The organism is Gordonia sp. VNK21 (assembly GCF_046098115.1).
GTDB lineage: Bacteria > Actinomycetota > Actinomycetes > Mycobacteriales > Mycobacteriaceae > Gordonia.
The window spans coordinates 72,933-92,771 of sequence record NZ_JBJURU010000013.1 but is presented as its reverse complement, the minus strand read 5'-3'; the positions used below and the strand labels follow the sequence as shown (position 1 = coordinate 92,771).

Genomic DNA, 19,839 nt, shown 5'->3' with positions numbered 1-19,839 from the left:
CCCAGCCGAAGGCTGGGGTTCCGGACGAAGAACGTGACCAAAGGACCAGAGATTTATAGGAGTATTACTCCGTAAAATAGCGCGTGTGAGCCCCCAGTCCGCGTCCGGCCGTCCGGCTTCCTGGCATCGGCGGGCCGGCATGCCGGTCCGGCTGTGGATGGTGGTGTTGATCCTGACCGGCCTGGCGCACTGGGCGCTGCCGGACGCGCGCTGGCTGCTGGTGCACATCTTCACCATCGGCCTGGTGGCCAACTCGATCCTGCTCTGGTCGCAGACGCTGGCCGAACGCTTTCTCGGCTACCATCTTCCGCCGCAGCGCCGGCCGCTGCAGCTGGCCCGGATCTACGTCGTGAACCTCGGCCTGGTGGTGACCATCGCCGGCATGGTCGGCGCCTGGTGGCCGGTCACACTGGTCGGCGCCACGCTGATCGGCACCATGCTGGCCTGGCATGCCCTGGCCCTCGCCCGGCTGATCGTCCAGGCGCAGCGCCACCGCGCGGCCACCGGAGCCGGACCGGCCGAGAACGCGGTCAGCGTCTGGTTCTTCGTCGCCTCCGCGGCGATGCTGCCGTTCGGCGCGGCCTTCGGCGTGCTGATGGCCTACGGTTTCGCCGACCCGGAGCAGGCCGGTTTCCTGGTGACCCACCAGGCGCTCAACATCCTGGGTTTCCTGGGGCTGGCGGCGGCGGGCGTGCTGCTGGTGATGTTCCCGCGGCTGCTGGGCGAGACCCGGGCGCCCAACCGGCGGCGGCCGGTGGTGCTGGGCATCCTGCCCGCCGGTATCGCGGTGATCTGCGCCGGCGCCCTGACCGATCACCCGGCGGTGGCTGCGGCCGGTGTCGGCGTCTATCTGGTCGGCTGGCTGGTGATCGTGGGCCCCTTCGCCCGGATCGTCCTGCGCCACCCGCCGGACGGGTATGCACCGGCCTCCATCTGCGCCGCCCTGCTCTGGCTGATCGGCTCGCTCGGCGGCTACGCCGTGATGCTGCTGACCGGTCCGTTCGTCGCCGACCGGGTCACCGTGCTCACGGTCTGGTTCCTGGCCGGTTTCGCCGGGCAACTGCTCTTCGGGGTGATGAGCCATCTGCTTCCGACCATGATGGGCCCCTCGGCGGGCACCGTCGAGGGCGCGAACGCGGTCACCGCGGCCGGTAAGGCGGAGATGAATCGCTGGTGGCTGTGGCGGCTGCTGGTGATCAACGGCGGCCTGCTGCTGTGGCTGCTGCCGGTGGGCAGCTGGGGCAAGGTGGCGCTGTCGGCACTGGTGATGCTGGCGTACATCCTGTTCCTGCCGATCATGATCCGCAGCGCGCGGGCCGCGATGGCGGTCCGCAGGGACCTCGCCGCAGCCGGAACCGCATCCCACCCGGCGGGCGGACCCGACCCGGACGAACCAACTGCCGTCGACCAGGCTCCACGCTCCACCACACCGCAGCGCCCGGCCCGGCCGCAGCGCGGTCTGCAGGCCGTCGCCGCCGCCGCGGCACTGGCCCTGGTGCTGGCCGCGGGGACCGCCCTCGGCGGCGGGGGCGACGGCGCGGTGATCGATGCGGCCGGCTCGGCGGCACCCACCGGCCGCACCACCACCGTGGACGTCACGATCACCGGCATGCGGTTCACCCCGGACACCGTCACCGTCCCACGCGGGGACCGGCTGATCCTCAACGTGCACAACGGCAATCACCAGGTGCACGATCTGGTGCTCGCCTCCGGCCAGTCCACCGGCCGGATCGCCCCGGGCGCCGACGCGCGACTCGAGGTCGACGTGGTCGGCCGCGACATCGAGGGCTGGTGCTCGATTGTCGGGCACCGGCAGCGCGGCATGGTGCTGCACATCGTGACCGATGGAGACGAGGCGGGCGGGGACACTGCGGCGAGCGGCCACGACCACGGCGGCGGGCCGGCGACCGGCGCCACCGGATCCGTGGATCTGATGCGCGAGCCCGGCCGCGAATTCCGGGCCCGCGACCCGGAACTGGCGCCGGCCCCCGGCGGTTCCGTGCACCGGGTGCGCTTCGAGGTGACCGAGCAGCGCGGCGAGGTGGCGCCCGGGGTGAGGCAGACGCTCTGGACCTACAACGGAAAGGCGATGGGTCCCACGCTGCGCGGCCGGCTCGGCGACGTCTTCGAGGTGACGCTGATCAACCACGGCAGCATGTCGCATTCGATCGACTTCCACGCCGGGATGGTCAGTCCGGACACCAACATGCGCGACATCGCCCCCGGCGAGCAGCTGGTGTACCGGTTCCGCGCCGAGCACACCGGGATCTGGCTCTATCACTGCGCCACCGCACCGATGGCCGTGCACCTGGCCGGCGGGATGTTCGGCGCGGTGGTGATCGACCCGCCGGACCTGCCGGCGGTGGACGCCGAGTACCTGATGGTCCAGTCCGAGTTCTATCTCGGCGCCGACGGTGGTGAGACCGATGCCGGCAAAGTGCTGGCCGGCACCCCGGATCTGGTGGCGTTCAACGGCTTTGCGAATCAGTACGTGTACCGCCCACTGCACGCCGAGGTCGACGACCGGATCCGCTTCTGGGTGCTCGACGCCGGCCCCAACGCCCCCGTGTCGTTTCACGTGATCGGTGGTCAGTTCGACACCGTGTACTCCGAGGGCGCCTACCTGCTGCGCCCGGATGCGGCCCGCGGCGGTGCTCAGGCGCTGGCTCTGCAGCCCAGTCAGGGCGGCTTCGTGGAACTGACCTTCCGGGAGCCGGGCACCTACACCTTCCTCAACCACCGAATGGTCGACGGCGACCGCGGCGCCATGGGCACCATCGTCGTCGCTCCCCGCTGACTGGTCGGGTCCGCAGCTCACGTGTCTACAAAGTAGATACATGACGTATTCTGTCTACAGATGCAGTAGCCGCCCGGCGGCCGGTGAAAGGAGCAGCAGATGACAATGAGCATCTCTGTTGGAAAGCTGCGCCAGAATCCGACAGCCGCACTCGACGAGGTCGAATCCGGACACGAAGTGATTGTCACCCGCAACAACAAGGAAGTGGCCAAGCTGGTCCCCCTTCAGCGACGTGGCCCGGTCAGCGCTGACGCAGCAGCGGCCGTGTTCCGGGAGGCTCCCCTGGCCGACGGTTCCTGGAGTGAGGAGTTGAGGCAGATGCGGGACGAGGAACGCAGCGACCCCTGGACACCGGTCGAATGACGGCGGCGCTCCTCGACACGAGTATCCTCATCGCCCAGTTCTCCGGTGACGAAACACCACCCGACCTAACGGGATTCGACGACCTATTGGTCAGCTCGCTGTCGTACTCGGAGATGATGTTCGGTCTCGGCGCCGCGACCGACATCGACGTGTACCGCGAACGAGAGCGAAGACTGCGCAAGATCATCGAGGTATTCGGTGAAGGTCTGCCGTTCACGGACGACTGTGCGTTCCGAATCGATCAGATCACTCGGGACGTGGTGCGCTCCGGCAAAAATCCCCGCGGTCGCAGGATCGACCACATGATCGCGGCCGTAGCGATCGCCCATGACCTCACCGTGGTCACCCGCAATGCGTCCGACTTCCAGGAGATCGCCGGACTCCGTGTAGAAGTCCGTTAACGCGCGTTCCGCACGTCCGGTCAGGCCCGGGCGAGGTCGATGAGCGTGGCGACGGTCCGCAGATTCCGGGCGGTACCCGGCACTCCGAGCCCCTTCGCGATGACCGGGGCGGAGAGCCTGGTCGTGCCGGCGCCGCCCGGATAGTCCAGGTGCAGGTCCGCACCGATCACGGCGAGCTTCTCCCCCGCCCCGAAGTCGCGGGCGCAGAACTCGGCGGCCCGGTCCGGGTCCGGGACGCCGGAGAGGAAACAGATGTGCCCGGACACGGCCGGGGCGAAGGGATATGCGGCCAGGGCGGCGGCCAGCTGATCGGCGCTGCGGGAGATCACCTCCCGGAAGAAGCCGAACTCGTCCTGCACGGCCTGCTCGAGGGCGCGGTCGAAGGCGGCCGGATCGCCGGGCGGGACGCACAGCAGGTTGCCGGAGGCGATGTAGGTGCTCACCTCGGTGGCCCCGAGCCCGGCGGCCAGTTCCCGCAGCCGGGCCATCGGCAGTTTCGCCCCGCCCACGTTCACCGCGCGGAGCAGATGGATACGCGGTGTGCTCATGGCTCCAGTGTGCCCGCCGCTGCGGCCGCACACGCCCGGACCGGTAGCCTGGGACGCTGTGAGCGAGACGGTTGTGGAGATCTCCACCGACGGGGCGTGTTCGGGCAATCCCGGACCCGGCGGCTGGGGTGCGGTGCTGCGGTACGGGGACACCGAGAAGGAGCTGTCCGGGGCCGAACCGGACACCACCAACAACCGGATGGAGCTGACCGCCGCCATCGAGGCGCTCGCCGCCCTCACCCGGCCGTGCACGGTGATCCTCTACACCGACTCGTCCTATGTGCGCGACGGCATCACCAAGTGGGTGGCCGGCTGGCAGCGCAACGGCTGGAAGACCGCCGCCAAGAAGCCGGTGAAGAACGCCGACCTGTGGCAGCGCCTGATCGACGAGGAACGCCGCCACCAGGTGGAGTGGCGCTGGGTCAAGGGCCACAACGGGGACAAGTACAACGAGATCGCCGACACCCTGGCGACCACCGCGGCACGCTCGCTGCGCTGACCGGCGGCGGCCGCCCGGGCGGCGGGCCGGCTCAGACCTGGATCGGCGGGAACAGCTGCTCCATGGTGTACTGCCGGTTCCGTCTGGCGGCCAGACTGCTGACCAGCAGAGATACCGCCAGGATCCCGGCCAGAACGCCCACCGATATCCAGAACCGCGAGTCCACGCCGCCGCTGATCATCTGCCGCATGCCGGTCACCGCGTAGGCCATCGGATCGTAGGGATGCAGGATCTGGGCGGGTTTGGCCGTCGTCGGCACCGGATAGATGCCGCCCGATGCCACGATCTGCACCATCAGGAAGGCCAGTGACACCACCCGGCCCACGGCCACCCCGAAGACCGCGTTGAACATCTGTATGAGGGCCAGGAAGGTCGCGCCGATCAACAGCATGAACGCGGCCAGCCCCAGCGGATGCACCGCGCCCAGACCCACGCCGAAGTGCGCCACCAGGAACATGACGGTCACCTGAGCGAGCACGAGCAGCACGGCCGGCCAGTACGAGGAGAGCACCGAACGCAGCCCGCCCAGGCCGGTGATCACCGGCCGCGACTGCAGCGGCTTGATCAGCATCCAGATGATCATCGCGCCGATGAACAGCGCCAGGGGCAGGAAGAACGGCGCGAAGCCCGAGCCGAAGGTGGGGGCGGCGTTCTTGGTGACCGAGTTCAGTGCCACCGGCTGCGACAGATTGGCCGCGGTCTTCTCCCGCTGCTCGGTGTCGCCGAAGTCCGGGATCTGCTTGACGCCGTCGGCAAGCCCGTCGGCCAGCTGCTCCGATCCGGCGAGGAGCTTCGGGGTGCCGTCGGCGAGTTCCTTGGCGCCGTCGGACAGCTGCACGCTGCCGTCGGTGAGCTGGACCATGCCGCTGGCCAGCGTCGCCGACCCCTCCTTGAGCTGCTGTGCGCCCGAGACCAGCTGGTTCACCTCGCCGGCGAGACCGCCGCTGCGCAGCTGGGTGAGGGTGCTGCGCAACGGCGACTGCGGGTTCCCCAGCTGCGTCGACAGTTTCTGCGACTGCTGCTGCAGGCTCGAGATGCGCGCAGTGGTCCCCGGATCCAGGCCCTGGGTCTGCAGGACGCCGAGGACCGGCCGCAGCGCATCGGCCAGGGCGCGCTGATTGGGGTCGCCGCTGCCGCGCAGCGACGCGATCACTCCGGACAGGGTCTGGGCGGCCTGCGACTGCTGGTTCCCGGCGGCGCCGAGCGCGCCGAGGACACCGGACAGGTCGGTGCCCAGCCGGCCCAGGTCGTTCAGTTCGGCGTCGCTGATGTCGAGCGAGCCGACATCGGAGAGCAGCGGCATCAGCGGCCCGGTGGCGGCGGTGATGCCGTCGGCGAGCTGCGCGTTGCCGGCCGCGAGCTGCTGCGCACCGTCCCGCGCGGTCACCATGTTGGAGGCCAGTTCCTCCGACCCCGAGGCCAGTTTCTGGGCGCCCTCGTTGGCGGTCGCCAGATTGGTGGCCAGCAGTTCGGCACCGTCAGCGGCCGTCACCAGCCCCTTGCCCGCGCTCTGCAGACCCACCAGCACCTGATCCACCGCCTGGGATCCGATGTTCTCGTTCAGCGCCTCGGTGACCCGCTGCGCGGCCGTCGTGCCGATGACGGTGGCCAGGTAGCTGTTGGCGTCGTTGTAGGTGAAGACGATCTCCGCCTTGTGCGGGTCGTCGCTCATCGCCGAGGCGATGGACGACGAGAAGTCCTCGGGGATGGTGATGGTGAAGTAGTACTTGCCCGAGGCGAGACCGTCGGCGGCCTCGCCGGCATCGGTGCGATGCAGATCGAGCTCCTTGCTGGCGACCAGATTCGACACCACCTGGTCGCCCGCGTCGAGTTCCTGCCCCTGGGACTGCGCCCCGCGGTCCTCGTTGACCAGGGCCACCGGCAGCTTGTTCACCTCGTCGAACGGATTCCAGAACACCCACAGGTACATGGCGCCGTAGAGCAGCGGCAGCAGCACGATCGTGACGATGGCGATGCGCGGCATGGTGCCGCGCGAGTAACGCTTGAGCTCGGTGCCGAGCGACATTCCGGCCAGCATCTCAGCGGGTCCCTTCTCGATCTCCGGCGGCTTCCGACAGGTCTACGCTGATCTCCTCGCGAAAGCCCAGTGCCGGATCGACCTCGTTGACGGTGCACGTGATGACGGTCTGCTGCTGCCCCAGGGCGGCCAGCCGGCGCACCAGATGACGCTGGTTCTCTTCACTGGTCACCTGGTCGATGTTGCCGACGACCAGCAGCGGCGGCTGCCCGGTGTTGGCCAGCGCCACCCGCAGCAGCAGGCCGTCGAGCTCGCTCAGGTTCTCCACCCACTGGTGCAGATCCGGCAGCGGCAGGTCACCGAACACCGGCCGGCAGACGCGTTCGAGGTCGACCGGCCGGGCCTTGCGCACCAGCCGGTACCAGCGCTCATCCCAGCGCAGCTGCTCAGTCAGCAGATCCACCACCCGCACCGAGGTGTAGACGCTGTCCAGATCCTCGATGGCCGCGAGCGCCGAGATACCGAAGATCTGCTTGGCGGTGGTCGCGCCGAAGACCTCGAGGGTGCCGGTGCGGGTCTTCATCCGGCCGGCCAGGGTCATCTGCAGGGCGGTGCGGCCGGGACCGGCGGGGGCGCGCAGCACGGTCAGTCCGCCGGCGGCGACGGTCAGATCCAGCGGCCCGTAGACCGGGCCCCACGGCCCGCGCTGGCTGATGCCGCGGGCGATCACCGCCGCGGCGGGCGGCTCGGTGTGTTCGACGGCCGGGACGTCGGCCGAATTGTCCAGACTCATGTCTGGCAGCGTACTGCGCCCCGCGGTCAGTCGTCGGGTGCCGTGATGTCTTCGTCGTCGGTCACGGCGGCGAGGTCCGGCTCACCCGGACCCACGATCTCGGTGCGGACCGCAGCGGAATCCGCGCCGGGCTAACGTAGCCCGCGAAGACTGTGCAGCAGTGATTCCTGCCGAGGAGGGCGTCGATGTCGGAAGTCAGTGCCGAGGATTTCGCGGAGATCCTCGAGTCGGTACGGCAGTTCGTCCGCACCAAGGTGGTGCCGCGCGAACAGGAGATCGCCGACACCGATGCGATTCCCGACGATCTGCGCCGCGCCGCTGCCGACATGGGCCTGTTCGGCTACGCGATCGGGCAGCAGTGGGGCGGTCTGGGACTGGATCTGCGCCAGGACGTGGAGCTGGCGATGGAGTTCGGCTACACCAGCCTGGCGGTGCGGTCGATGTTCGGCACCAACAACGGCATCGCCGGCCAGGTGCTGGTGAACTTCGGGACGCCGGCCCAGCAGTCCGCCTGGCTCGAGTCGATCGCCGCCGGCCGGACCGTGGCCTCGTTCGCGCTCACCGAACCCGGCGCCGGTTCCGATCCGTCGGGGCTGCGGACCCGGGCGGTCCGCGACGGTGACGACTGGGTGATCGACGGCGACAAGCGGTTCATCACCAACGCCCCGATCGCCGACCTGTTCATCACCTTCGCCCGCACCCGGCCCAAGGACGAGAACGGCCCCGGCATCGCGGTCTTCCTGGTGCCCGCCGATGCGCCCGGCGTCACGGTGGCACCGCACGATCGGAAGATGGGCCAGGAGGGCGCCTGGACCGCAGATGTGAGCTTCAGCGGCGTGCGGGTGCCGGCCGACGCGCTGGTCGGCGGCTCCGAGGAGGTGGGCTACCGGGCGGCGATGACCTCGCTGGCGCGCGGCCGGGTGCACATCGCCGCGCTGGCCGTCGGGCAGGCGCAGCGGGTGCTCGACGAGTCGGTGGCCTATGCGGCGACCGCCACCCAGGGCGGGCAGCCGATCGGCGGCTTCCAGCTGGTGCAGGCGATGCTCGCCGATCAGCAGACCGGCGTGCTGGCCGGCCGGGCGATGGTCCGCGATGCGGCCGACGCGTACGTCTCCGGCCGGGACCGGCGTCTGGCCCCGTCGGCGACCAAACTGTTCTGCACCGAGATGGCCGGCCGGGTGGCCGATCTGGGTGTGCAGATCCACGGCGGCACCGGCTACATGCGCGGGGTTCCGGTCGAACGGATCTACCGCGACATCCGGCTGCTCCGGCTCTACGAGGGCACCAGCGAGATCCAGCGGCTCATCGTCGGCGGCGCGCTGGTGCGCGAGGCCGCGAAGAAGCTGTCCTGACCACCGCCGGCGGCGGACCATTCATCCTTCACGAACGTCATCCTTCACGAACGGAGAACACCATGACTCAGGGACTGCTGTCGGGCAAGACGGCGGTGATCACCGGCGGTGCACAGGGCATCGGCCTGGCGATCGCCGAACGGTTCGTCGCCGAGGGCGCCCGGGTGGTGCTCGGCGACGTGAACGAGGCGACGCTCGCCGACGCGGTGACCGCGCTGGGCGGATCCGCGTCGGCCGCCTCAGCGGTCTGCGACGTCACCGCCGCCGGACCGGTGCAGAACCTTCTCGACACCGCGGTGCGCACCTTCGGCTCCCTCGACGTGTGGGTGAACAACGCCGGAATCACCCGGGACGCCACCATGCGGAGGATGACCGAGGAGCAGTTCGACCAGGTGATCTCGGTGCACCTGAAGGGCACCTGGAACGGGACGCGGGCCGCGGCCGGGCATATGCGCGATCACGGCGGCGGCGCGATCGTGAACCTGTCGTCGATCTCCGGCAAGGTCGGCTTCGTGGGACAGACCAACTATTCGGCGGCCAAGGCCGGCATCGTCGGACTCACCAAGGCCGCCGCCAAGGAGGTGGCGCACGCCGGGGTGCGGGTCAATGCGATCGCGCCCGGTCTGATCCGCACCGCGATGACCGAGGCCATGCCCGAACGCATCTGGGATGCCAAGCTGGCCGAGATCCCGATGGGCCGGGCCGGTGAGCCCGCCGAGGTGGCGTCGGTGGCGGCCTTCCTCGCCTCGGACCTGTCCTCGTACATGACCGGCACGCTGCTCGAGGTGACCGGCGGACGGCACCTCTGACCCGGTGGCCTTCACCCTCGCCCAGGCCGGCGACGGTCATGTCGCACTGAATGACTCTCCCGTGCTGCGGGAGAGGTTCCGGCGATCGCTGGTGCTGGGGATGGCGGCGACGGGCGCGCTGCGGACAGTGCTGTTCGGCGCCGCGGCCGCGGTGGCGGTCGCCGTCCTGGTGGCCGGGTGGCCCGAGAGTCTGGAGCACGGCACGCGCCTCGTCATCGGCACCACCGTGCCGATGCTGTGCCTGGGGCTGGCGATCCAGGTCGGCGACGGTTTCGCGGAGCTGGCCGTTCGCGCGGTGGGGTCCTGCCGCCGGGCCGGGCCGCAGTCGCTGCGGCCGGTGGCCCCGCCGGAGCAGGTGCGCTCGGCCGATCGTTGCGTCTATCTGTGCTCGCTGGCGCTCGGGCTTCCGCTCGGCGCACTGATCGGGCTGGTCGTGGGGCGGCCACCGCTACTGCCGGCCGTCGGGATCGTCGTGCTCACCGCGCTCGTCGCGGCCCCCGCGGGCCGCTGGGGCCTGACCGACGCACGCCGGATCCGCTCCGGTCTGTCCGCCGCCCAGAACGCGACGGCCGCGCTGGCCGGCCTGCGCGAGTACGGCGAGGAGGCGACGGCGACGGTCACCGAGGTCCACCCCGGAGAGCGCGGGCTGGGCGCGCTGTCGGTGTTCGGCGTGCGGTGCACGGTGGACGGACCGCCGGCGGCCGGCGCGTGGGCGGGTGCGGTCGAGTTCGACTTCCTGGAGTATCCCCGCTGGGCGCCGGTGCCGGGCAGCCGATTCCGGCTGTGGATCGATCCGTCCGATCCCGGCGATCCGACGCGGGTGCTGATCGAACGCCGGTACAGCGCCGGACCCGGGACCGCCGGCCCGACGACCGCCGGCCCGACGACCGCCGGCCGGGCGGACGCCGACGGCGCGCGGGAACCGCCCTGGGCGCGCCTGCTCGACGGTCTGCCGCCGCGCACCGCGCTGATCCACCAGCTCGGTTCGGTGGTGGCGGTCACCGCGGTGCTGGCATCGCTGGTACTCGCCGGCGTGTGGGTGGCGCAGTTCGGCTGGCGTCCCGGGTGGATGCTGACGGCGCTGGCCGTCGTGCTGATCACCACGAGCGCCTGCGCCTGGTGGTGGCTGCGGGCCGGCCTCGCCCCGCGGCTGGTGATCGCCGAGACCGCTGCGCCGTGGTGGCGCTGGCCGGCGGTGATCGTCGGCGCGCTGGCCTGCGTCGCGGTGTTGTTCTTCGGGCTGGCGTGGGCCGACGACGTCGCCGCCCCCGATGCCGCACTGAGTTACTTCGGTTCGCTGTCTCTGGCGCTGTTGGTGCCGATCGCGATCGCGGCGGCCGGCTATGTGCTGGTCCGCTTCGACGAGGTCCCGGTGTACGCGGCGCTGGCCCGGAACCCGAAACACCTGCCGGCCGAGGAGATCCGGGAGGCGCTCACCTCGGCCGATCCGGGCGCCCTCGATCGGCTCGAACGCCGCCACGGTTTCCGCACCGGACCGCGGCATCTGCTCGATTGACCGGTCGACGTCCTCAGGCGGCCGGACTGCTGCCCGCGCCGGGAGCGCCGGCGTCCGCGGCATTGCCGCGCCGGGCCACGTAGACGGCCTCGTACTGCTTCTTCATCTTCTCCGCCTCCGCCTGCTGCTTGAAGGTGCGAGGGCTCGAGCCCAGTCCGTGTTTGATCAGCCGGCGCACCCGGTTCTGATTCATGTACGAGATGGAGAAGATCAGTGCCAGGCAGGCGCCGAGCAGCACCATCAAGGCGCGGATCCACCACGGCCCGGGAAAGGCGAAGTACAGAGTCAGGTAGATCGGCACGAAGCAGAACTGGGTGCGGAGCAGGTGCCGCGGGGTCGCGCCGCGCCCCATCAGATCGTTGGCCACCCAGTCGCGCTGGCTGTCGGGCAGTTTGGCGCCGTACGCATAGGCGATCCACTGGACGGGGTTCGGCCGGCTGCTCATCTGCATCTCCTGACAGAAATAGATCGTGCGCTACTTAATACTGCACAAGATATACCACGCTATTGAATAGTGCGCTATCTATCAGGTGTAAGATCCGGTCATGAGCCCGAACACAGTCGAGATCGACGGCAACCCCCTGCTGCTCGAACGGCAGGTGTGCTTCGCCCTAGCGGTGGCCAACCGCTCGGTACTCCGGATCTACCGGCGCCTGCTCGATCCGCTGGGCCTGACCCATCCGCAGTACCTGGTGATGCTCGCCCTCTGGGAGCACGCACCGTTGCCGGTCAAGGACATCGGGGCATTGCTGCAGCTCGACTCGGCCACCCTCTCACCGCTGCTCAAGCGCCTCGAGAGCAACGGCTTCATTCAGCGCCGCCGGCGCGACGACGACGAGCGCAGCGTCGACATCGCCCTCACCGAGGCGGGTGCGCAGCTGCGCACCCAGGCGCTGAAGATCCCCGGCCAGGTGGTCGCCGCACTCGGCGTGGAGCTGCCGGTGCTCGAGGAACTGCACGCCGTGCTCACCAAGGTCAATGCCGCTGCTCTCGCCGCGGAGGAACCCGCCGGCTGACCGGCCGGATACCGACCGAGACGGCATCGGCCGGGGCCGCCCCGTCGGTGCGTCGCCGGAGGCGTCAGGACAGCCGCAGCGCCTGACCGGCGACGGCGGCCATCTTGGCCGCACCGAGGGCATTCGGGTGCAGCGGCACCGGTTGCACCGTCGTCAGCGTCGGCTCCACCCAGCGCACGCCCTCCGGCGTGCAGGCATCGTGCCCCTTCGACGCGGCCGCCACGTCGACCACCTCGACGCCGGTCTCGGCCGCGGCCCGCGCCACGGCGTCGTTCAGTTCGGTCTGCAGCCGGTGGATGAAGGGTTTGTCGCCAGGCGAGGCCACCATCGCCGGGCAGGGCCGGGTGTCGTCGCCGACGATCATCGGGTAGTTCAGCACGGCCACCCGGGCGTTGGGCGCCGCGGCACGCACCGCCCGCATGGCCTTGACCAGGTCCGGGTAGGTCTGCGTACGGACGAGCTTGATCAGCTTCGCACCGGCCTGACGTTCACAGGGGTTGCCCCGCTGCCCGGACAGCACGCCGAGCGCGGTGCACTCGGCGATGGCGGTGGCGAACATGTCGCCGTCGTTGCCGCCGATCATGAAGGTCACCAGATCGGTCCGGTCGTTCAGCGCAGCCAGTTGCGGCTTGCTGGTCCCCGCCTGCGGATGGAAGAAGTCCTCGGTCTTGGCGCCGCCGCAGCTCACGTCGGTGAGCCGGTAGCGGTACTTCGCGGCGATCACATGCGCGGTGTTGCGCTGGGACTGCGAGCAGTTCGGCGAACCACCGGGAACCTGCGGGCTCACACCGCTGGCCGCCGAGAAGCTGTCCCCGAGGTTCACGTAGTTCACCGCGGGCCGGGCCTGCACCTGGGCCGGCGCGGCCACCGCACCGCCGACCAGTGCCGCCGCGGCGAGCACCGCACCGGCGACGCGCACCCGTCCACGCCCCCGACTGACAGAAATACGCATCACCATTTCCCCGCTTCCGTGTCGCAGTTCACATCCGGCGAGGACTCTACTCCGTCTCGTCGACCGCGCTGAACACCGCCGCCAGGCCCTGACCGCCGCCGATGCACATGGTCTCCACCGCGTAGCGGCCCCGGCGGCGTTCGAGCTCGCGCAGCATGGTCGCGAGGATCCGCACGCCGGTGGCGCCCACCGGATGGCCGAGCGAGATGCCCGAGCCGTTGACGTTGAGGCGGTCGACGTCGCCCGCACCGAGTCCCCACGCGGCGGCGCAGGCCAGGACCTGGGCCGCGAAGGCCTCGTTCACCTCAAGCAGGTCGACGTCGGCCATGGTCAGACCCGCCCGCTGCAGGGCGAGGTCGGTGGCCGGCACCGGGCCGATCCCCATCCTGGACGGCTCCACTGCCGCCACTGCCCAGGAGCGCAGCACGGCCAGTGGCCGCAGTCCCAGCCGGTCGGCGCGGTCGCGAGTGGTGACGATGCAGACCGCCGCGCCGTCGTTCTGGCCGCTCGAATTCCCGGCGGTGACGGTGGCGTGCGGGTCCACCCTGCGGCGCACCGGCGCCAGCGCGGCCAGCGAGGCGGCGGTGGCGTCGGGCCGCGGATGCTCGTCGCGGTCGCACACCACCTCGCCGCTGCGGCCGGTGACGGTCACCGGCACCAGTTCGTCGGCGAAGCGGCCCTGCTCGTGCGCGGCCACCGCGCGGAGATGCGAGTTCAGGGCCAGCTCGTCCTGCGCCTCGCGGGTGATGCCGTACTCGGCGCGCAGATTCTCGGCGGTCTCGATCATGCCGCCGTCTACCGGGCGATCCCGCCCGCCGGCGGTGATCCGGGCCCGGTTCAGCCGGTCGGCGAGTGCCGCATCCTTGCCGCGCAATCCGAAGCGCAGCCCCAGCGCGTAATGCTCGACCTGGCTCATGCTCTCCGCGCCGCCCGCCAGCACCAGTTCGGCGGCACCGGTCTGCACCCGCATGGCCGCGTCGATCACCGCCTGCAGACCCGAGCCGCAGCGCCGGTCCACCTGCACACCGGGAACCGAGACGTCCAGCCCGGCGTCGAGGGCCGCGATCCGTCCGAGCGCCGGCGCCTCGCCGTTGGGATAGCACTGTCCAAAGATCACGTCGTCGATGTCCGCTCCGGTGATGCCGGTGCGCCGGACCAGTTCGGCGACGACGGTGGCGGCCAGACCGGCCACCGGCACCGTCGACAGCATGCCGCCGAATCGCCCCACCGGGGTCCGCACGGGCTCACAGATCAGGGCCTCACGCACGCGTCTTCCTCCTCCTGCCGGGCCCGCTCGAGGGCCGTCCACACCGGTCGACGGTCGGCGTCGCCGGACTCACCGATCCGATCCTGCCCGTCGGGCGGGTCCGGCGCGGCGGTGTGCGCGAAATACGGGGTGAACGGGGCCGAAGGCCGAGACGCAGGGGATCCGGGATGTCAGGGAGCCGAGAAACAGGGGAGCCGAGAAACAGGGGAGCCGAGAAACAGGGGAGAAAAGTGAAGTGCCGCCGTGGAGTCGGGGGAGCCACGGCGGCACTTCGTGGTCGCCCAGGGAGACGGGCGACCAGTCTGGAAACGGACCAGTGTTCGGTTCCATTGTTCTATTGAATCACCCCGCCGCGCTGGGCGCTATGCCGGGATCAGTTGTCTACGTCTCAGGGCAGCGGCACCCAGGTGCCGAACAGCCAGAAGCCGTGCGGGGTGGGCGTTGTCCGGTGCTGCTGCCGCTTCGGCGCCGGCTGCTGCTTCTTCGGTGCGGGCTGCTGCTTCTTCGGTGCGGGCTGCTGCTTCCTCGGGGCGGGTTGCTGCCGCTTCGGTGCCGACTGCTGCTTCTTCGGTGCCGACTGCTGCTGCTTGGGCGCCGGCTGCTGCTGCTTCGGCTTGGCAGCCTGCTGACTCTGACCGGCGGGCTGGTCGGCCGAGGCGATGCCGGCGACCGCTCCGGCACCGGTCAGCACGGCACCGGCGGCGATCGCCCCCACGACACCTCGTTTGATCGCGGTCTTCGTCTCGCGCTTCTGCATTCTTCACTCCCCTGATCTCTCGCGGATAGTCGTGCCGGCAGGCGTCTGGGCGTCCCTGGGCGGAGCGCCGGCCTCCGACGAGCACTCACTCTGGTCGGCGAGGTTGCGAAAGACCTCCGGCTGCGCTGTCAGCGCGCTGTCAATCCGGCGAGTTTCCTGTGAAGCTGGTGGAGTGGACCAGAACCTGAAGCACGACGACGGCCCGGCCGCCGCCGGGGACATCGATACCGGAGTACGGCGTGCGCCGGCTGTGTGAGACCGCCGATCTCACCGAGCAGCAGCGGCAGATGCTCGCGACCGTGCGGGATTTCGTCGACCGCAGTGTGCTGCCGGTGGCCGGCGAGCTCGAGGCCGCCGACGAGTACCCCACCGAGATCGTGGCCGGCCTGCGGGAGCTCGGGATCTTCGGGCTCACCGTCGACGAGCACTACGGCGGACTCGGGGAGTCGCTGCTCACCTACGCACTCGTGGTCGAGGAGCTCTCGCGCGGCTGGATGAGCCTGAGCGGGATCGTCAACACCCACTTCATCGTCGCCTATCTGCTGGCCCAGCACGGCACTCCGGCGCAGCGCGAGCGATACCTGCCGCGGCTGGCGGCCGGCGAACTGACCGGCGCCTTCTCCATGTCCGAGCCGGCACTGGGTTCCGACGTCGCGGCGATCACCACCACCGCGGCGCCCGACGGCGACGACTACCTGATCACCGGCCAGAAGATGTGGGTCACCAACGGCGGCACCGCGAGTCTGGTCGCAGTGCTGGTGCGGACCCCGCAGGGTCACGACCGTCCGCACCGGAATCTGACCGCCTTCCTGGTGGAGAAGACGCCCGGCTTCGGCGAGGCGGCTCCGGGCCTGACGGTTCCCGGCAAGATCCACAAGATGGGTTACAAGGGGGTCGACACCACGGAGCTGATCTTCGACGGCTACCGCATCGGCGCCGGCGAGATCCTCGGCGGGCAGCCCGGCCGCGGCTTCTATCAGATGATGGACGGCGTGGAAGTGGGCCGGGTGAACGTCGCCGCCCGTGCCGTGGGGGTGGCTACCCGCGCCTTCGAGCTGGGGGTGTCGTACGCCCAGCAGCGAGAGACCTTCGGCAAGCCGATCGCCGACCATCAGGCGGTGCTCTTCCGGATCGCGGAGATGGGCACCAAGACCGAGGCGGCACACCAGATGGTGGTGCGCGCAGCCCGCGCCAAAGACTCCGGTGAGCGCAACGACCTGCAGGCCGGAATGGCCAAGTATCTGGCCGCCGAGTACTGCCATCAGGTGGTGGAGGACTCCTTCCGGATCCACGGCGGATACGGCTTCGCCGAGGGCTTCGAGATCGAGCGCCTCTACCGCGAGGCGCCGATGCTGCTGATCGGCGAGGGCACCGCCGACATCCAGCGGATGATCATCGGCCGCCGGCTGCTCGAGGAGTATCGGGCCTGAGAAGTACGGGAGCACCGACGAAGGAGCGACGATGACCACTGACGGCGAGGATCGGCCGCCCGGGGCGGTGGATGCCCGCTTCACCCTCGCCGCCGAGCGCACCATGCTGGCCTGGCTGAGGACGGCGCTGGGACTGATCGCGGCCGGCGTGGCAGTACTCCATTTGTTCGATCCGTTCGGGGCCGCCGGCACCCGGACCGCTCTGGGTGTGTCGCTGGTGGTCCTCGGAGCGCTCACCGCCGTCACCGGCTTCTATCGCTGGCGGCGCACCGAGCAGGCTCTCCGCTCGGGCGGCCCCATGCACTCGCCCTGGCCGATCGCCGTTCTCACCGGATTGCTGGTGGCCGTCGCGATCGGCTTCGCCGTCTTCTCCTGACCGCGCGGGCCGCAGAGGCACCAAGACGCCGGAATGGGCCACATGCCGGAAATATTCCGATACAGTGACGTATCCAAATGTCCCTTCGTCGCCGATTCGGAAGGCTGCCGGTGTCCGCACGCCCTCATCGCACAGGACCGACCACCCCGCTGACCCGTCGCCAGGCGCTGACCGCCGCGAGCGGCGTGTCGCTGGCGGCCGCGGCCGGCGGCCTGCTGCCGGGCATGCCCGGCTTCGCTTCGGCCGCGCCGAGCGAACACGCGGACGTGATCATCGTCGGCCACGGCCTGGCCGGCCTGGTGGCCGCCTGCGAGCTGACCGATGCCGGCCGCAAGGTGATGATCGTCGATCAGGAATCCGGGAAGAACCTCGGCGGGCAGGCCCACTGGAGCCTGGGAGGTCTGTTCTTCATCGACTCCCCGGAGCAACGGCTGATGGGCTTGCGCGATTCGCCTGAGCGAGCCCGGCGCGACTGGATGACCACCGCCGGTTTCGACCGGCAGCCGCACCGGCGCGGCAGTGAGGACTACTGGGCCTACCGGTGGGCGGAGGCGTATCTGGACTTCGCCGCCGGCGAGAAGCGATCGTGGCTGGCCGGCATGGGCATGGTCTGGATTCCCACCGTCGGCTGGGCCGAGCGCGGCGACGGACGGCCCGGCCATCCCGGCAACACCGTGCCCCGCTTCCATCTCACGCTGGGCACAGGCCCGGGCGTGGTCGAACCCTTCGTGCGCCGGATCCGGGCCGCCGCGGACCGCGGCCTGGTGACCTTCCGGTTCCGTCATCGGGTCGACGAGCTGGTCACCACCGGCGGTGCGGTCACCGGCATCCGCGGCACCCGGCTGGCACCGAGCACGGCGCCGCGCGGGGTCAAGAGCAACCGGACGGCCGTGGGCGACTTCGAGTTCCGGGCACCGTTGGTCCTGGTCGCCTCCGGCGGCATCGGCGGCAACCAGGAACTGGTGCGCCAGAACTGGCCCACCCGGCTCGGCAGCCCGCCGTCGTTCATGGTGACCGGCGTCCCCGCGCACGTCGACGGCCGGATGCTCGACATCACCGAGCGCGCCGGCGGGCGCATGGTGAACCGGGATCGCATGTGGCACTACACCGAAGGCATCCGCAACCATTCGTCGATCTGGCCCGGGCACGGGATCCGGGTGCTCGCGGCACCGTCGTCGATGTGGTTCGACGCGGCCGGCCGCCGCTTCGCCTCGCCGGGCATCCCCAGCTACGACACCCTCGGCACGCTCGAGCTCATCGCCCGCTCCGGCTACGAGTACTCGTGGTTCGTCCTGAACAAGCGGATCATCGAGAAGGAGTTCGTGCTCTCCGGCTCCGAGCAGAATCCGGAGCTCACGGCCAAGAATCTGCCGCTGTACCTGGCGAACCGGGCGATCGACGACGTCCCGAAGCCGGTGCAGGCATTCCTCGACAAGGGCCCCGACTTCGTCACCGCCCGCACGGTGGGCGAGCTGACCGCCAAGATGAACCGGCTCGCCGGCTCCGACCTGCTCGACGCGGCCTCGCTCAACCGGCAGATCAAGCACCGGGACCGGGAGTCGGGCAACCCGCGTTCCCGCGACGAGCAGATCCGCGGCATCCGCCGGTCCCTGGACTACCTCGGCGACTCGCTCATCCGCACCGTGCCGATGCATCGCATCCTCGATCCGGACGCCGGGCCGCTGATCGCGATCAAGATGAACATCCTCACCCGCAAGACCCTGGGCGGACTGCAGACCGACCTCTCCGGCCGGGTGCTCGGCAGCGACGGCAGTCCGGTCCCCGGCCTGATGGCCGCCGGCGAGGCGGCCGGTTTCGGCGGCGGCGGCGTGCACGGCTACCGTGCCCTGGAGGGAACGTTCCTGGGCGGCTGCCTGTTCAGCGGGCGGACCGCCGGCCGCGCGGCGGCCAAGGCGGTCAGGTAGCGGCGGACGGCGGGCGCTCCCGGCAGTCGACCAGCCGCAGCGCGAACTCGACGTACTCCGCGGCCACCGACTCGGGACTGAGCCGGCCGCCCGGACGCCACCAGTTGGACAAACCCGCACACATCGAGACCACCAGGCGCGCAGCATCTTCGGGCACCGCGGTGGCGAAGAGACCCGCACGGGTGCCGTCGATCACCATCGCGTCGACGATCCGCTGCTGCCGATCCCGGCGGGCGGCGACGGCCGCCCGGTTCTGCTCCTCCAGTGCCCGCACCTCGCTCACCCCGATGACACCGAGCTCCCGTCGATAGGTGTGAAAGAGCGCCAGATTCTCCACGGCGCAGCAGAATCGGCCGATCACGCCGGCCCCTTCCTGCGCTGCGGCGGCGATCCGCCACTCCAGATCGACCATGGTGACGTCGATGATCCGCATGAGAATCGACTGCTTGCTCTCGTAGTGGTCGTAGATGCCGGCGATGGAGACGCCGCTGCGCGCCGAGATCCGCCGCATGGAGGTGCCGTGGTAGCCCAGTTCGAGGAACTCTGCGAGCGCTGCCGCGAGGATCGCATCGAGTCGCAGCGGCTCGTACCGGCGCCAGTCGGGACCGGCCGCGCCCGCCGGTGCGCACCCCGGCCCGCCCGGCCCGGCCGCGGTCGGCGCCGGCGGGGTCTCGGCCGCCAGGATCTCGCCGGCCGTCGTCTGCAGCACGGCGGCCATCTGCTCCAGCCGCGGCACGGTGAGCTGCGCCTTGTCGTTCTCGATCTGGCTGATCGTCGCCGGACTCACGCCCAGGGCGGCCGCGAATCCACGCACGCTCATCCCTCGGGCCGTGCGTGCCGCTCGCACCCTCGCACCCGGCGACACCGCCTCGGTCACACCTCTCACGATGTTTAGTATAACTAAACTTATTGACTCACCGATCATATTTTGGCAGATTATTGGCCATACGGTCGGACGACCCAACCGATCGATCGTTTGTCGACGGTTATCGGCGACCACCGACGACCGGCATCGGACGCCGACCGTGAACGCACCGCTGCTCAGCGAGAAGGGACACCC

Annotated in this window: 19 protein-coding genes; 11 read left to right on the top strand and 8 right to left on the bottom strand. The window is 70.2% G+C overall.

Annotated elements, in window-relative coordinates:
- The first annotated feature begins 85 nt into the window (after nt 1-85).
- The 3 genes from ACJMNC_RS15130 to ACJMNC_RS15120 all read left to right on the top strand — a co-directional run bounded on the left by ACJMNC_RS15130 (nt 86) and on the right by ACJMNC_RS15120 (nt 3,561).
- Nucleotides 86-2,797, top strand: coding sequence for a multicopper oxidase domain-containing protein (locus ACJMNC_RS15130; protein ID WP_408948795.1), 2,712 nt, complete (start codon nt 86-88; stop codon nt 2,795-2,797).
- 99 nt (nt 2,798-2,896) lie between these two features.
- Complete coding sequence (locus tag ACJMNC_RS15125) at nt 2,897-3,160, top strand: type II toxin-antitoxin system Phd/YefM family antitoxin (protein ID WP_408948794.1); 264 nt, start codon at nt 2,897-2,899, stop codon at nt 3,158-3,160.
- Entirely contained in the window at nt 3,157-3,561 is a 405-nt protein-coding gene (locus tag ACJMNC_RS15120) for a type II toxin-antitoxin system VapC family toxin (RefSeq protein WP_408948793.1), read from the top strand. Before ACJMNC_RS15125 ends, ACJMNC_RS15120 begins: the two co-directional genes overlap by 4 nt.
- A gap of 20 nt (nt 3,562-3,581) precedes the next feature.
- Here ACJMNC_RS15120 and ACJMNC_RS15115 read toward each other — a convergent pair whose 3' ends face one another.
- Nucleotides 3,582-4,109 (bottom strand): DUF1697 domain-containing protein, encoded by a 528-nt coding sequence (locus ACJMNC_RS15115; RefSeq protein ID WP_408948792.1) that lies wholly within the window; start codon nt 4,107-4,109, stop codon nt 3,582-3,584.
- Nucleotides 4,110-4,167: 58 nt separating this feature from the next.
- Between ACJMNC_RS15115 and rnhA the strand changes: the two genes are divergently transcribed.
- Nucleotides 4,168-4,608 (top strand): ribonuclease HI, encoded by a 441-nt coding sequence (gene rnhA, locus ACJMNC_RS15110; RefSeq protein WP_408948791.1) that lies wholly within the window; start codon nt 4,168-4,170, stop codon nt 4,606-4,608.
- A 31-nt stretch (nt 4,609-4,639) separates the two neighbouring features.
- Here the strand turns inward: rnhA and ACJMNC_RS15105 are convergent, their stop codons facing one another.
- Entirely contained in the window at nt 4,640-6,646 is a 2,007-nt protein-coding gene (locus tag ACJMNC_RS15105) for a YhgE/Pip family protein (RefSeq protein WP_408948790.1), read from the bottom strand.
- 1 nt (nt 6,647) lies between these two features.
- Nucleotides 6,648-7,379 (bottom strand): hypothetical protein, encoded by a 732-nt coding sequence (locus ACJMNC_RS15100; protein WP_408948789.1) that lies wholly within the window; start codon nt 7,377-7,379, stop codon nt 6,648-6,650.
- Between the two features lie 185 nt (nt 7,380-7,564).
- Between ACJMNC_RS15100 and ACJMNC_RS15095 the strand changes: the two genes are divergently transcribed.
- The 3 genes from ACJMNC_RS15095 to ACJMNC_RS15085 all read left to right on the top strand — a co-directional run bounded on the left by ACJMNC_RS15095 (nt 7,565) and on the right by ACJMNC_RS15085 (nt 11,056).
- A complete protein-coding gene (locus ACJMNC_RS15095; RefSeq protein ID WP_408948788.1) occupies nt 7,565-8,731 on the top strand; it encodes an acyl-CoA dehydrogenase family protein in 1,167 nt (388 codons plus the stop codon).
- 62 nt (nt 8,732-8,793) lie between these two features.
- Entirely contained in the window at nt 8,794-9,540 is a 747-nt protein-coding gene (fabG, locus tag ACJMNC_RS15090) for a 3-oxoacyl-ACP reductase FabG (RefSeq protein ID WP_408948787.1), read from the top strand.
- A 61-nt stretch (nt 9,541-9,601) separates the two neighbouring features.
- On the top strand, nt 9,602-11,056 hold the full coding sequence (locus ACJMNC_RS15085; RefSeq protein WP_408948786.1) for a hypothetical protein: 1,455 nt from the start codon (nt 9,602-9,604) through the stop codon (nt 11,054-11,056).
- 13 nt (nt 11,057-11,069) lie between these two features.
- Here the strand turns inward: ACJMNC_RS15085 and ACJMNC_RS15080 are convergent, their stop codons facing one another.
- Nucleotides 11,070-11,501 carry a DUF5313 family protein gene (locus ACJMNC_RS15080; protein WP_408948785.1) on the bottom strand — a complete coding sequence of 144 codons (432 nt, stop codon included), beginning with the start codon at nt 11,499-11,501 and terminating at the stop codon, nt 11,070-11,072.
- Between the two features lie 100 nt (nt 11,502-11,601).
- Here ACJMNC_RS15080 and ACJMNC_RS15075 point away from each other — a divergent pair, with 100 nt between their 5' ends.
- Nucleotides 11,602-12,072, top strand: coding sequence for a MarR family winged helix-turn-helix transcriptional regulator (locus ACJMNC_RS15075; RefSeq protein ID WP_408948784.1), 471 nt, complete (start codon nt 11,602-11,604; stop codon nt 12,070-12,072).
- Between the two features lie 64 nt (nt 12,073-12,136).
- Here ACJMNC_RS15075 and ACJMNC_RS15070 read toward each other — a convergent pair whose 3' ends face one another.
- The 3 genes from ACJMNC_RS15070 to ACJMNC_RS15060 all read right to left on the bottom strand — a co-directional run bounded on the left by ACJMNC_RS15070 (nt 12,137) and on the right by ACJMNC_RS15060 (nt 15,048).
- Complete coding sequence (locus ACJMNC_RS15070; protein ID WP_408948783.1) at nt 12,137-13,024, bottom strand: SGNH/GDSL hydrolase family protein; 888 nt, start codon at nt 13,022-13,024, stop codon at nt 12,137-12,139.
- A 46-nt stretch (nt 13,025-13,070) separates the two neighbouring features.
- Entirely contained in the window at nt 13,071-14,291 is a 1,221-nt protein-coding gene (locus tag ACJMNC_RS15065) for an acetyl-CoA C-acetyltransferase (protein ID WP_408948782.1), read from the bottom strand.
- A gap of 388 nt (nt 14,292-14,679) precedes the next feature.
- Complete coding sequence (locus ACJMNC_RS15060; protein ID WP_408948781.1) at nt 14,680-15,048, bottom strand: hypothetical protein; 369 nt, start codon at nt 15,046-15,048, stop codon at nt 14,680-14,682.
- Between the two features lie 239 nt (nt 15,049-15,287).
- Between ACJMNC_RS15060 and ACJMNC_RS15055 the strand changes: the two genes are divergently transcribed.
- From ACJMNC_RS15055 to ACJMNC_RS15045, 3 genes are all read left to right on the top strand, one after another.
- Nucleotides 15,288-16,478, top strand: coding sequence for an acyl-CoA dehydrogenase family protein (locus tag ACJMNC_RS15055; protein WP_408948780.1), 1,191 nt, complete (start codon nt 15,288-15,290; stop codon nt 16,476-16,478).
- A gap of 31 nt (nt 16,479-16,509) precedes the next feature.
- Complete coding sequence (locus ACJMNC_RS15050; protein WP_408948779.1) at nt 16,510-16,854, top strand: YidH family protein; 345 nt, start codon at nt 16,510-16,512, stop codon at nt 16,852-16,854.
- 224 nt (nt 16,855-17,078) lie between these two features.
- Nucleotides 17,079-18,779, top strand: coding sequence for an FAD-binding dehydrogenase (locus tag ACJMNC_RS15045; RefSeq protein WP_408948815.1), 1,701 nt, complete (start codon nt 17,079-17,081; stop codon nt 18,777-18,779).
- Here the strand turns inward: ACJMNC_RS15045 and ACJMNC_RS15040 are convergent.
- Complete coding sequence (locus tag ACJMNC_RS15040; protein WP_408948778.1) at nt 18,772-19,599, bottom strand: TetR family transcriptional regulator; 828 nt, start codon at nt 19,597-19,599, stop codon at nt 18,772-18,774. The genes ACJMNC_RS15045 and ACJMNC_RS15040 overlap by 8 nt on opposite strands.
- Between the last annotated feature and the right edge of the window lie 240 nt (nt 19,600-19,839).